The organism is Gracilimonas sp., from assembly GCF_040218225.1.
Taxonomy (GTDB): Bacteria; Bacteroidota; Rhodothermia; order Balneolales; family Balneolaceae; genus Gracilimonas.
In genome coordinates this window covers 1-12641 of record NZ_JAVJQO010000006.1, presented here as the reverse complement: position 1 = coordinate 12641, position 12641 = coordinate 1, and the positions used below count along the sequence as shown (strand labels likewise).

Below are 12641 nucleotides of genomic sequence, written 5' to 3'. Positions count from 1 at the left end.
AAATCAGTCTTTGTTTTTGATGTCCTGAATCTCAAGACGGATCTCCTGAGCTAATTTTTTTAATTCTTGAAGGCCTTTACGTGCACGTGTACCCGCTGCTTTGTTGCCCTTGTCGTAGAATTTTTCCATTTCTACAGTGGTTTCTTCTACGAGGTTTTTGATTTCTTCAACTCTACTCATTATGTAGCTCCGTTAAATTATTATTTAGTTAAAAATTTTCTGTTTTCAGAAAGTGCGTTGAAGCTATTCATTCGGTTATATTGAGTCAAATTAAAAAGTGCTTTTTTAGTATAAATTTTAAACTTTTTTTCGAAATCACTCAATTTTTGTCACTTTTTTAAGTGAAGGCCAGTTGGCAAAATCGGTAGCCGTAGCCAATTTCACCGGGTGATTAAAATTTTGAAATTCTTCAGGAAGTGTGCTCTCAGCGAATTCAGTAGGTAAATTATCCCAGGATAGCTTTTTTTCGGTTTCTGAAATCAGGATTTCATCTTTTTCATTTTTAGAGAATAAAAGAATCTCAGCGTGCTCCAGTTCAAGGGAGATAGAACGGGTAAATTCGGGCAAGGGAATGTGTTTTGGGTCACCATTATGCTCCACAAGGTTCGAAATCAATAGGTTGGGGGAAGCATGATGCGCGTCTAACGCTTCTTTTTCCAGGCTGAATGTGTCACCCTCCATTTTGATTAATCCTTTTTGGAACCCATGAATACCGATGGTGGGTATACCCTGATCGGCAAATAATCCTACAAGTCGTTTATTCAGGTCTTTAATAGCCCTGAGGCGAGCGTCCTCTCTCATCATGCCTGTTTGTATGAGCCGGTCGGTGTAGGGGCTGTCACCATGAATTACGAGTCCTTTGCGATCACCAAGCCGGGCTAATGACTTTGCAAAAGCGGTGAGAAAAATGGAGTTTTCCAAATGTTGGTGATCAAGTACCGCAATAAAGTTAATCGGCATAAGTGGTATAGATTTTTAGTGGACTTAAAATTAGTCTTTCTGGTTATTGATGACGAACCAATTTCACATGAATTCCATTTAAAATCACCGCTTATTTTTTCAGAGCAGAAGATTTAAAACTAAAGGGCAGCAAATCTATGGAAAGATGCTCTGAAAGGGTTCCATCAGCATGGTGGAGTTTTAGTTCATGATATGGCAACAACTCAGATATAACTTGCCTGCATGCGCCACACGGACTGCTTATCTCACCTTTTTTGGTATGTATTTCCATACGGGTGAATTCGGTTTTACCAGCTGCAAAGGCTTTGGCAAGGGCAACGCGCTCGGCACAGATGCCGTGTGTCCATTCGCTAACCTCCACGTTCACGCCCTCAAAATATCCATCTTTTGTAAATAGTAGCGCGGATACCGGGAAATCAGAGTTGGGGATGACTGCCTTATCCAGCAATGCTTTCAATTTTGGCAATGGATCTGATTCTATATCAGAGTTATGAAACAGATCTTCCAGCTTATCGAGCGGGGGATTCTCCGTTTCTATGATTTCCAGCTCAAATTCTTTAGCCCAATAATCCAGTTGCTCTGAATCTGAATCATCTACATAAATTTTAGCGGGAACTTCACCTTCACTCAAACAGATTGCACAAGCTGCCTGAACGGCCGGAATAGTAAGAGGGTAGGAAATATTCTCAATTCTGACTCCGGCATAAAATCTGCCTGTTTTGCTTTCTACAACGCACGCACTTTTATTCTGTGAATACGGCACGTATACATATTCGTAAAGTAGCTTCCAGCTCATATCAATTAGTTATTGCGGAATAAGCTGCATCTGCAACTTTGGCCCTTATTTCACTGATTCTTTTTCCATACGATCGATATGGATAAGTACGGTTGGTTAATAGAATAACGGCCATATTCTTGTCAGGGTCAATCCAAATACTGGTACCTGTAAACCCGGTATGTCCAAAGGCATTTTCACTGGCTAATTGCCCTGCAGTAGAGAAACCGGAGGGACTTTTCCTGTCGAAGCCAAGCCCTCGTTCATTTAATTCGGATTGCTTACTGGTGAAAAGTTGAATTGTTTCGGGTTTTAAGTACTGCTTGCCTGAGTAGACGCCCCCGTTTAGCAGCATGGTACTAAATTTAGCCATATCGATTGCAGAGGAGAATAAGCCTGCGTGTCCTGCTACCCCGTCCATAAAGTAGGCACGTTCGTCATGAGCCCGGGCTTTTACAACACCACGGTCAAAGACGGTATCGATTTCGGTTGGAGCAATCCTGGAAACCAGCCAGCTGCTGTTTCTATGAGGATTGAAAAAAGTACTGTACATATTCAGCGGGAAATAGAATTCATTTCTCATAAAGCGGTCAAGCCGGAGGCCACTTATTTCATGAATAATTTCACCTAAAAGAATCATTCCAAGATCACTGTAGATATATTGAGTTCCGGTTTCATAAATCAGGGGTTCGTTCTTTATGGCCTCTACAATCTGACCTCTTGATTTGAGCGAATCAACATAAACGCGGAAGGCTGGGAGCCCGCTTTGGTGAAGCAGCAGATCCCGAATGGTTATTTCTTTCTTTTCAGGGGTTTTAAATTCTTTGATGTATTTAGCTACCGGGTCATCCAGTTTCAGTTCTCCGCGGTCCACTAATTTCATGGCAGCTGTAGTGGTTGCCATTACTTTTGTGATGGATGCCAGGTCGTATACATCTGTATCTCTTACCGCCTCCGTTTTAGCATAGTCCTGATACCCATATCCGCGGTTATAAGCCAGAACGCCATCTTTAACGATCCCAACTACTGCTCCCGGAAATACGGAGTCTTTGATGGCATTATTAATAATCCTGTCGACTTCAAATAGCTTTTCATGGTCTAAATTCACCTCTTCCGGTTCCCCAAATCGAAGCGTAGAATGATCCATTTCCAAACCTGTTCCCAATGAGTAAAGTCCGGGAATTTCGATAGGGAGTTTTGCGCTAATCTTGCTGGCGCCGAAAAGGGCGGGGACTACTCCGTGCACCTGATGAGAAGAATTATGCCAGCCCAGTACGTGAGCGTCCGTATTACTTAAATCTGAAAGCACATAAGGATTTCCGAATGAGACCAGCAGCGTTGGTTTTCTGCTTTTGATCAGGTTATCTAAAAAGTATTGTTGCTCTGAATTCAAGTGAACGGTCTGGCCATTTTTCAGATGCAAAAAAGAACCGATGATAATCAGGTCAACGTCATCTGCTTTATTCAGTATCCTTCTTTTATCGACCTCGCTTGTTCTTTCATCATAGATATGAAAAGAAACATCAGGATGATAATCTCTTAGTTCTCTCACAAAGTCTGAACCGGTGCGGCCTGAGCGGTCGTCAGCTACAGAAACCACCATAATTTCCGGGTATTTTGAGGGCAGCAGAGGCAGGAGGTTCTTTTCATTTTTGAGCAGTGTTACTGATTCCCGGGCAATACGGCGTGCTTCAGCTTCATGAAAAGCCGTATTTATTTTTGTGTCAAGTTCATCGATTTCCACCTGGTTTTCACCATCAAAAAGCCCATACTGTTGTTTCCAAAGCATGAGTTTGGCAAAGGATTTATTAATGCGTTCTTCGGTGATTTCGCCTTTCTCAACCGCTTTCTGTACTTCATTGATAGCTGTGAAAACATCCGGACTAATGAGCATGATGTCTGCACCCGCATTCAGAGCCCGTACAGCAGCCCGGCCCGGAGAGTATTTGGAGGTGATGCCTTTCATTTCAAGCCCATCGGTAACAACCATACCGTCAAATTTCAGGGAATCAGTAAGGATGCTTCCCAGTATAACGGAATCGAGAGTGCCGGGCAGGAACTCGTTGGTATTCAGATTCGGAAAGGCAATATGGGCACTCATCACACTCTGAATGCCTCCGTCTATAGCTGCGCGAAATGGAATGAGCTCGAGAGAATCCAGGCGGTTGTAGTCATAATCTACCACGGGGAGGTCACTGTGAGAATCTACATCGGTATCCCCATGTCCGGGAAAGTGCTTGGCAGTAGCCACCATTCCTTCGCTTTGTACACCCTGCATAAAGGCCGTGCCAAAATCAGATACAATCTGAGGGTCGCCGGAAAAAGATCGCACATTGATGACCGGGTTGTCTGGATTGTTGTTTACATCTAAAACGGGCGCGTAAATCTGGTGAACTCCTAACGCTTTTGCTTCAATAGCCGTGATTTTACCTATCATGAAAGCGTTGCGTTTGTCACCACTCGCAGCAACTCCCATAGCCGGTGTAAATCGTGTAGTACCAGACACCCGCATAGCCGCACCATATTCCATATCCTGTGAAATCCAGAGGGGGAACTTAGCCATACGCTGCAGTTTGTTGGTCATGATAGCCTGCCCGTAAATATCACCATGCATGAAAATGATTCCACCTACATGGTGCTTCTGAACCATTTCTTCGAGCTGTTTGAAGCTACGGTCGTCCCGGTTTGTGAACTCACCTTCTGCCGGAATAAAAAACAGTTGTCCGATTTTCTCTTCAAGGGAGGTGTTAACAATCAGTGAGTCTAGATACTCCTTCGAACTTTTATCGAGTTTTTTTTCGGGAAAATTTTTAACTGTTTGTCCAAATAGAAATTCGGATAAACTTTGGGCAGAAGTCACTGTAGTATTCAGCAGCAAAAATCCAATTAAGACAAAAAAAGCTATAGAGAACCTGCTTTTCATAAAAAAATTTGTAGTAGATGATATTTAACCTTAATACGCTCTAAATGTACGTGATAGTAACAGACTACGCCAACGCTTTATTTTATCCACTTACATGGAAAGAAAAAGGAATTGGGCCGGTATTATTAAGTATCAAATAAGTTTTACTACAGTTAAATTCCAACCGATTAAACTTTCTCAAAGGAATACACATTTTCACTTTATTTACAGCGTGAAAATGCTCATCATTGGCTATGATAAGTGACGAAAAAAAAGAAGAAGTACGTGCTGCCGCAGATATCGTGGAGGTCGTTTCAGACTATGTGAAGCTGAAGCGGTCGGGCAGTGGTTTCGTTGGCCTTTGTCCTTATCATGATGAAAAGACTCCTTCCTTTAATGTTACCCCGCGCCTGGAAATTTTTAAATGCTTTGGTTGCGGGGAGTCTGGTGATGTATTCAAATTTGTGATGGATCAGGAGGGAGTGGGCTTTAATGAAGCGGTCCGTCAGCTTGGAGAACGGTACGGAGTCTTCATTCCTGAAGAAGACAATGATGAACCCAGCGAAAACATGCAACTTCGGGAAGGGATCTATCATGCGCTTAAGTTTGCCGGTGTATTTTATTATCGAAACCTGATCGAGAACCCGGAAGCCGAAAAAGCGGTCAAATACCTGGAGAACCGGGGATATAATCGCCAGGTGTATAAAAAGTTCGGGCTTGGGTTTTCTCCATCAGGAGGAGAAGAACTATGGAAAGCAGCTCAAAACGCCGGAATAGACGAAAAATATTTGGTTGAAGCAGATCTCATCAAACCAAGTAATCGCGGGAGTGGCTTTTATGATACTTTTCGGGGAAGGCTGATGTTTCCCATTTTTAATCCGACCGGAAAAGTGATTGCTTTTGCAGGAAGGGTACTTGGGAATGAGAAAACGGCCAAATACATCAATTCATCTCAAACCAAAGTGTATAACAAAAGTGAAGTGGTATATGGGGTGAATTTTGCCAAGAATGAAATCCGTAAGCACAAGGAAGTTATTTTGGTGGAAGGGTATACGGATGTGATTACTCTTAATGAGCACGGTATTAAAAATGTGGTGGCCAGCAGCGGAACCTCGCTCACTTCCGGACAAATGAAGATATTGCATCGTTATGGCGAGCGTATTGTTATGATTTATGACTCCGACGCGGCTGGACAAACAGCGATGAAGCGCGGGATCAATATTGCGCTGGCTGAGGGAATGGAAGTGCAACTGCTTGAGCTTCCCGAGAATCAGGACCCGGATTCGTTTGTGAAACAGTTTGGGAAAGAATCGTTTGAAGAGCTTAAGAAAGAGGAAGCGGGGGATTTTGTAGATTTTCTGCTGCTGAAGGCTGGAGAAGAAGGCCGGCTGGAAAAACCTACCGAAACACCTAAAGTTATTACAGAGATTCTGGAGTCAATTGCCAACATCAAAGATTCTATTCAGCGACAGGTATATGTGCAGTATCTGCACCAGAAGATGCAGAAGTTCCAGAAGGTGAAGGAAAGCGATTTATACGAACAGCTGGAACGGGTAATGAACGACAAACGCTGGGAAGAGAAAAGATCGCAACGGCGAGAAGAAGCCCGGCAGCGTGTTCAACAGCAGAACGAGGGTGAGTTGCCGTCTTCTGGTAATGAAGAACCGCCTCATCCCGGAACTCGGACTGCTGCGGCATCTGCCTCAAGGAAGAAGCCTCATTTCGAAAAAGAATTGATCAGGCTGATGATTATCTATGGCCGAAGCATGGTGGAATATATTTGTTCTTTTACGAATTCCAGGCTTTTTGAAGACGATGAGCTTCAAATGTTCTATGAGCATATTATCGAGCGGTATAAAGAAGAAAAAGAGATTTCGGTGAACGCTTATTCAGGACTGGATGATCCATTTCCACGATTGGTGGGAGATGTGTTATTGGAACAGCATACCGCCAGCGACCGCCATGAAGAAAAAGTAGGATTAAAGTACGAGAAAGATAAAAATCCCTATAAAACTGCAAAAAGTTCGATCCGGGCTGCTCAGATTAACTTTTATCGCCATAAACAAAATGAGCTCGCTGATAAAATTGCATCAGCTAAAGGCGATGAAAAGCTGGAACTGATGGAGCGGCAAAAGGACATCAAATCAAAACTTACCCGCCGGGAAACCACCGACCCTGACGATCTGTATCCCGACCCGGACTCGAATGTGGATAACCAGGTAAACGACAAGGTATTCCAGTATAAGATGAAGGGGGAGAAGTGAGGGTTGGTGAGGTGATAAGGTCAGGTCATTCCTGCGCAGGCAGGAATCCGGTTATCCTTTCATACATCCGGATCTCGGGCATTCACCGCGAGATGACAACTCAATAAATCATCCCTCAAGTTCACAATTGAGCATCCAGCGGATACCAAATTTGTCTTTCAGCATTCCGTAGCGTGCTCCCCAAAAGGTTTTCTCCAGAGGCATGGTAACTTCGCCGCCCTCAGAAAGAAGCTCGAAAAGCCGGTCCTGCTCTTCCTCTGTTTGCACATTGATGTTCAGCTGTACATTGTCGCCCACAGCAATGTCTTTATGCGGAGCTCCGTCTGAAAACATCATATGAATTCCGTCTGCTTTTAGTTCTCCGTGCATGATCTTTTCTTTGTGATCGTCGTCGACGGGCATCTCGGTATCTCCAAAGCGCTGGAGTACGGTAATTTCACCACCCAGACAATCTTTGTAGTAGTTCATGGCTTCTTCGCAGTTTCCCCGAAAAAATAGATATGGAACAATCGTTTTCATGATTGAAAGTATTAGTTAGAGGTCAATGCATATACTAAAATATTTGCGCCCATTTGCAAAGCCTTCTGTCGGAGCGATTGCGGGGTATTGTGAACTTCAGCATCCGTCCATCCATCCCCGAGATTTGATTCAACACTGAAAAAGACAACGAGCCGTCCTTCATGAAAAATCCCAAATCCTTTTGGGGGTTTGCCATCGTGTTCATGGATTTTAGGTAATCCATTTTCAAAGGTATATACCTGATCGTAGATGGGATGATTAAAGGGTATCTCGATAAACTCTTCGTCAGGAAACACTTCTTTCATGGCCGGACGGATATATTCATCCAGTCCGTAGTCGTCATCAATGTACAAGAAACCACCATTTTGCAGATACTCACGAACGTTTCGGGCCTCAGTGGATGTCAGTGCAATATTTCCATGTCCGGTTAAGAATACAAATGGATAGGAATGGAGATCTGCGCTTCCCAAAGATACATCGGTGTAAGAATTTGCAATTTGGATAGGTACATTACTCTTTGTGAAGGAAATCAGGTTTTCCAGAGCCGATGGGTCATTATACCAGTCACCGCCCCCACGATATTTTGCACGGGCAATTTCAAATTCACCGGAAGTTTGTGCTAGTACCAATGGGCTGCCTGTAAAGGCCAGAAGGGGTAGTAAAATGTAAATGATAGTCGATCGCATAAACTGTTTAATCACAAATTAGACATTGCAGCGCGGCAGAGTGAATAAAATATAGCACATTGAAGGTCTTAATCACAGTTTTGTTCTTTGCCCTGCAAGTTTCGGGATGAAGTAAATCGGGTTATCCTTTAAACGTTACAAATTAGGATTTCGCTCCACGTTTGTTCTTACCGTATCAGAAGCAATAGACCCGAATATGCCTATTCCACCCTGTACATGATAAATCACGTTTTGAATTTCACCGGGTGATAGGGTAGAGCCTCCCAATTGAACTTGTTGAGACCGTACAAAGTCATAGACATTATCGTCTAAAGTATTCGCCACAATATCATTTGTGCCATAAAAGGCGATTCCAATCCACGGATACTTAATGGTCACCGATCCATCAGGGTTATTTTCAAAGTTAGCCGAGTTGATAATGCCGGAGCTGTTATTAGAAAGCAGCATTAAATCTTCTTCCGGGTTGTCACTATCTGTTAATAAATCAGCATAAAGAGGAGTGAGGTCTTCCGCATTTGGATCAAAACTGATGGCGTTGAATACAAAGATATTCTGCCTGCCGGGGTAGGAACTCTCACTCAGGGTGATCTCAAGCTGCTGAGATGACTGGTAGACCACCGATTCTGAAACCCCATCAAGGATTTCAAAGCTACCGGGGATGATGGTATGTGCTGTTAAAATATCATCGGAGCCGGGGAAAGAAATATGCAGCTGATAAGTTCTCTCCGGCAGAACGGCATGATTCTGGTCAGCCTGGTAAATGCCAGGTTCTGAAATGGAATACGTAAAGGATTGCTCAACACTGCTTTCCGGGCCGGTTTGGAGCAAGCGGACTTCAACAATGGCATCGTTGATAGCGGCGTCTTCAAAATCATAAAACTCATTAGCCGGAACGGTAGTTGAAAGGCGTACCTGCGGAAGCTGGCGGTTGGCAACCAGGTACGATTCCACCACATAATATTCTTCATAATCATCCTGAGGATATACATCACAGGAAGCAATGAATGCGGTAATGGATAAAGCGAATAAGGTTAGTTTCTTCATGTTCTTAAAAATTGACGGTATATGAAATTGATGGCAAAATGGGCAACAGGTTAACCGGATTGCGTTCCACAGGGTTTTCGTCAAAGTCGAAGCTGTAGAACCAGACATTCCGTCGGGAGTACACGTTGATAATCTGAAGCTGAAGTTCTGAGTCACCCAGGTTAAAGAATTTACCTGAGCGTGCGAACGAAAGATCCATCCGGTGGTAACTTGGCAAGCGGGATGCATTCACCCTTCCAACGGTAAAGGTATTTCGGTCGTCGTTGGTCCAGGGCAGGTCAAGCTGAATGTAACGGCCCAGCACCTGTGTATACGACTGTCCCGTTGCAAAATTAAAAGAGGCCGTCATTTTCCAGCGGTCGTTGAACTGGTAATTTCCCACCAGGTTGATATCATGCCGGCGATCGTATTTAGGTGGATAAAAACGGGCTGTTTGTCCCTGATCGGTGATCTCGGCATTGTAGCCGGGGAATCGTCGCCAGGTATAGCCCAGCGTATAGCCGATGAACCCGGTAAAATCACCTGCTCTTTTTTCAAAGAATACTTCTACTCCATAGGCACTGCCATCACCTACACGGAATAAATCCTCATACAACAGTCCGGCCACATCCGGAATGAACGGATCCAGTTCGAATAGATCTTCCATGGTTCGGTAATAAATCTCGATGTCGAGTCCATAGTCTTCGAAAGGAATCGTTTTGGCTCCAATCACAAACTGATCACCGTAAGCAGGAGAGACGCCTTCGGCTGAGGTCAGCCATACATCAAAGCCGGAAAAGGCTTCGTTGGTGACGAGAGTCAGGAATTGGTTATACCGGCCATAGGCAGCCTGAAGGCGAATCCGGTCGGTGGGTCGGTACTCCATAGAAAAACGCGGTTCAATCCGTACAAAATCTCCGTCCGAGAAATAGTTCATGCGAACTCCGGGAGTGAAAATCCACTGATCGTTGGGTCGCCATTCATCCTGCACATAAAAAGAAGCGTATTGATTTTGGATGCGGCTGGCGAACGTGTCCTGACCGTCAAAGGTATCCTGCAGCTTAAAGGTGAAGATTCCCGACCAGATTCCGGTTTCAATGGTGTGATTATTGCCCGGCAGATATTCGAGATCCGCTTTAAGCGAGAAATCATAAATATTGTTGGAACGGGTGAACTTGGTTCCGCCGAAATCAAAGCCCGGAAAGTTGAAATAACGGGAGCCGGTGAGTACAAAGTTGGAAAACAGTTTTTCAGAAAAAATATGTGTCCAGTTACCGCTCAGGGTTTGGTTTCCATAATTCAGGGCAAATTCGGCGTCATCAGCAAAAGGAAAAGTAACCCGATCCTGCCCGGCATAGAAAGCGAGGGACAGTTTATCGTTCTGGGTAGCATCGTAGTTTACCTTGCCGTTAAAATCGTAGAAATAAAACTGACTCGGCACGTTATCGGTGGTTTGGCGTAATCCTGCCAGCAGCGGTTCAAGGGTAGAGCGCCGCGCTGAAAACATCCAGGAGCCTTTGCTGTACGGACCTTCGACAGAAGCCCGGGAAGCCAGCATCCCGATGGTAGCCGTACCGTCCATCTCATTCCGGTTTCCGTCTTTGTTATAAATGGTGAGTACCGAACCCAGCCGTCCGCCATATTCAGCCGGGTAACCACCTTTATATAGCCTCACATCTTTGATGGCATCGGGGTTAAAGGTGGAGAAAAATCCAAAAAAGTGACTGGGATTATACACGGTAGTCCGGTCGAGCAGGATCAGGGTTTGGTCGGGGCTTCCCCCGCGGATATACAACCCGCTTGAGAAATCCGAAGCAGCTTTCACACCCGGCAGTAACTGTATGGACCGAAATACATCGGCCTCAAAAACAGACGGCAATTCCTGAATCATCTTCGCATCAACCTGTACGGTTCCGATATTCTTCTGTTCTTCTTCCTCACGGCTGGAGCGTACTATAATTTCCTCCAATTCCACACTTTCGGGTACCAGTTCTACATCCAGTCGCATATTCTGACCAGGCTCAAGCGTGATCTCCCGCCGGAATGGTTTGTACCCAACATAGCTGCAAAAAAGGGTGTAGGTACCCGGCTGCAGGTTTGGCAGAGAATAGTAGCCCAGCGTGTTGGAGGCCGTTCCTTTATTGATTTCCTGGAAACCAATATTGGCACTGATGAGTGTTTCCCCGGTTTGAGAATCAGTGATGTATCCATTGAGTGAAGCTGATTGTTGAGCTGCCACCCATGAAATGCCCCCGAATGTTATGAAGAGAACCAGTAAGAGTTTGCGGTACATGAAGTTTGAATAGTCTGAATTTGAGTGAGGTACTTACACGAACTTTCTAAAAGAAAGTTAGAGCTAAATTCATTCCGTAATGTTAAGAAAGTGTTATGCTGTCTTTTTAAAGATTTGATTGATGTCTGATGATGAATTAGGTGAACTACAATTTAAGCTACCACATATTGTCATCCTGAGTGCGTGGTAGATAGCGAATGGCGGGGATAGGTAACACGAAGGACCTCAAATCATGAACCGACTGCCCTGTCTGACGATGAGATCCTTCGCGATACCCAACGATACCCTTGTAAAATCTCTTCGCTCAGGATGACAATGGGTGGAATGGCTTTATGAATACCAGTCCTTAGCTAAGTCTTGCAACTATGATTTTATACCTTCAATTTTTAAATAATTCTAAAGTTGTCATCCTGAGTGCGTGGTAGATAACGAAGGGCGGGGATAGGTAACACGAAGGACCTCAAATCATGAACCGGCTGCCCTGTCAGACATTGAGATCCTTCGCGACAACCAACGATGCCTGCATGAAATCTCTTCGCACAGGAAGACAATGGGTGGAATGGCTTTATGAATACCAGTCCTTAGCTAAGTCTCTCCATTCAGGGTTGATACTTTCAATCAATTCCTTCTTCTTTTTTCGGCTCCAACCTTTTATTTCCTTTTCTCTTCGGATAGCATATCCAACATCGTCTGTTTCGGCATAATACACCAATTTATAAAGGTTATATTTCTTGGTGAAGCCGCTAACCTGCTTTTGTTTATGTTGATAAACTCTTTGCTGGAGATCATTAGTCATTCCGGTGTAAAGCATTCTGGAATTGTTGCTCAATATGTATACATAGTATGATTTACCCATGATTGTTAGAGCAATTACAGGTGAATTCCTTACAGGCTTTTTTAAAACACCCGAAAATTGTCATCCTGAGTGTGTGGGGATTAGCGAAGGGCGGGGACAGTTAACACGAAGGACCTCAAATCATGAACTGGCTGCTCTGTCTGACGATGAGATCCTTCGCGATACCCAACGATACTCTTGTAAAATCTCTTCACTCAGGATGACACTGGGTGGAATGGCTTTATGAATACCAGTCCTTAGCTAAGTCTTGCAACTATGATTTTATACCTTCAATTTTTAAATAATTCTAAAGTTGTCATCCTGAGTGCGTGGTAGATAGCGAAGGGCGGGGATAGGTAACACGAAGGACCTCAAATCATGAAC

At 44.2% G+C, this 12641-nt stretch carries 11 protein-coding genes; 2 read left to right on the top strand and 9 right to left on the bottom strand.

Features of this window, described 5'->3' with window-relative positions:
* Positions 1-3: 3 nt before the first annotated feature.
* The 4 genes from RIB15_RS07240 to RIB15_RS07225 form a co-directional block, all read right to left on the bottom strand.
* A complete protein-coding gene (locus RIB15_RS07240) occupies positions 4-180 on the bottom strand; it encodes a BF3379 family histone-like protein (protein WP_255134905.1) in 177 nt (58 codons plus the stop codon).
* A 135-nt stretch (positions 181-315) separates the two neighbouring features.
* Positions 316-960: a hypothetical protein gene (locus RIB15_RS07235; RefSeq protein WP_350201483.1), complete on the bottom strand. Its 645-nt coding sequence runs from the start codon at positions 958-960 to the stop codon at positions 316-318.
* 91 nt (positions 961-1051) lie between these two features.
* Positions 1052-1756, bottom strand: a complete 705-nt coding sequence (locus RIB15_RS07230; protein WP_350201482.1) for a cytidine deaminase — start codon at positions 1754-1756, stop codon at positions 1052-1054.
* Position 1757: 1 nt separating this feature from the next.
* Complete coding sequence (locus RIB15_RS07225) at positions 1758-4658, bottom strand: serine hydrolase domain-containing protein (protein ID WP_350201481.1); 2901 nt, start codon at positions 4656-4658, stop codon at positions 1758-1760.
* Between the two features lie 233 nt (positions 4659-4891).
* On the opposite strand from RIB15_RS07225, the gene dnaG reads away from it, so the two are divergent.
* Positions 4892-6901 (top strand): DNA primase, encoded by a 2010-nt coding sequence (dnaG, locus tag RIB15_RS07220; protein WP_350201480.1) that lies wholly within the window; start codon positions 4892-4894, stop codon positions 6899-6901.
* Positions 6902-7009: 108 nt separating this feature from the next.
* On the opposite strand, the gene RIB15_RS07215 is transcribed toward dnaG, so the two are convergent.
* The 5 genes from RIB15_RS07215 to RIB15_RS07195 all read right to left on the bottom strand — a co-directional run bounded on the left by RIB15_RS07215 (position 7010) and on the right by RIB15_RS07195 (position 12278).
* The gene (locus RIB15_RS07215; RefSeq protein ID WP_350201479.1) at positions 7010-7420 is read right to left on the bottom strand and encodes a VOC family protein; all 411 of its coding nucleotides are present in this window, start codon (positions 7418-7420) and stop codon (positions 7010-7012) included.
* Positions 7421-7431: 11 nt separating this feature from the next.
* The gene (locus RIB15_RS07210) at positions 7432-8106 is read right to left on the bottom strand and encodes a DUF4159 domain-containing protein (RefSeq protein ID WP_350201478.1); all 675 of its coding nucleotides are present in this window, start codon (positions 8104-8106) and stop codon (positions 7432-7434) included.
* A 135-nt stretch (positions 8107-8241) separates the two neighbouring features.
* Positions 8242-9150 (bottom strand): DUF4249 family protein, encoded by a 909-nt coding sequence (locus tag RIB15_RS07205; RefSeq protein ID WP_350201477.1) that lies wholly within the window; start codon positions 9148-9150, stop codon positions 8242-8244.
* Positions 9151-9154: 4 nt separating this feature from the next.
* On the bottom strand, positions 9155-11422 hold the full coding sequence (locus RIB15_RS07200; RefSeq protein WP_350201476.1) for a TonB-dependent receptor: 2268 nt from the start codon (positions 11420-11422) through the stop codon (positions 9155-9157).
* Positions 11423-11987: 565 nt separating this feature from the next.
* Positions 11988-12278 carry a GIY-YIG nuclease family protein gene (locus RIB15_RS07195; protein ID WP_350201475.1) on the bottom strand — a complete coding sequence of 97 codons (291 nt, stop codon included), beginning with the start codon at positions 12276-12278 and terminating at the stop codon, positions 11988-11990.
* Here RIB15_RS07195 and RIB15_RS07190 point away from each other — a divergent pair.
* The gene (locus tag RIB15_RS07190) at positions 12277-12504 is read left to right on the top strand and encodes a hypothetical protein (protein ID WP_350201474.1); all 228 of its coding nucleotides are present in this window, start codon (positions 12277-12279) and stop codon (positions 12502-12504) included. The two genes, RIB15_RS07195 and RIB15_RS07190, sit on opposite strands and share 2 nt — an antisense overlap.
* The last annotated feature ends 137 nt before the right edge of the window (positions 12505-12641 follow it).

Excerpts from the sequence above, each read along its gene's own strand:
- RIB15_RS07195 (WP_350201475.1), bottom strand. The coding sequence starts at position 12,278 with ATGGGTAAATCATACTATGTATACATATTGAGCAACAATTCCAGAATG.
- RIB15_RS07200 (WP_350201476.1), bottom strand. The coding sequence starts at position 11,422 with ATGTACCGCAAACTCTTACTGGTTCTCTTCATAACATTCGGGGGCATT.
- RIB15_RS07190 (WP_350201474.1), top strand. The coding sequence starts at position 12,277 with ATGATTGTTAGAGCAATTACAGGTGAATTCCTTACAGGCTTTTTTAAA.
- RIB15_RS07230 (WP_350201482.1), bottom strand. The coding sequence starts at position 1,756 with ATGAGCTGGAAGCTACTTTACGAATATGTATACGTGCCGTATTCACAG.
- RIB15_RS07240 (WP_255134905.1), bottom strand. The coding sequence starts at position 180 with ATGAGTAGAGTTGAAGAAATCAAAAACCTCGTAGAAGAAACCACTGTA.
- RIB15_RS07225 (WP_350201481.1), bottom strand. The coding sequence starts at position 4,658 with ATGAAAAGCAGGTTCTCTATAGCTTTTTTTGTCTTAATTGGATTTTTG.
- dnaG (WP_350201480.1), top strand. The coding sequence starts at position 4,892 with ATGATAAGTGACGAAAAAAAAGAAGAAGTACGTGCTGCCGCAGATATC.
- RIB15_RS07235 (WP_350201483.1), bottom strand. The coding sequence starts at position 960 with ATGCCGATTAACTTTATTGCGGTACTTGATCACCAACATTTGGAAAAC.
- RIB15_RS07205 (WP_350201477.1), bottom strand. The coding sequence starts at position 9,150 with ATGAAGAAACTAACCTTATTCGCTTTATCCATTACCGCATTCATTGCT.
- RIB15_RS07215 (WP_350201479.1), bottom strand. The coding sequence starts at position 7,420 with ATGAAAACGATTGTTCCATATCTATTTTTTCGGGGAAACTGCGAAGAA.
- RIB15_RS07210 (WP_350201478.1), bottom strand. The coding sequence starts at position 8,106 with ATGCGATCGACTATCATTTACATTTTACTACCCCTTCTGGCCTTTACA.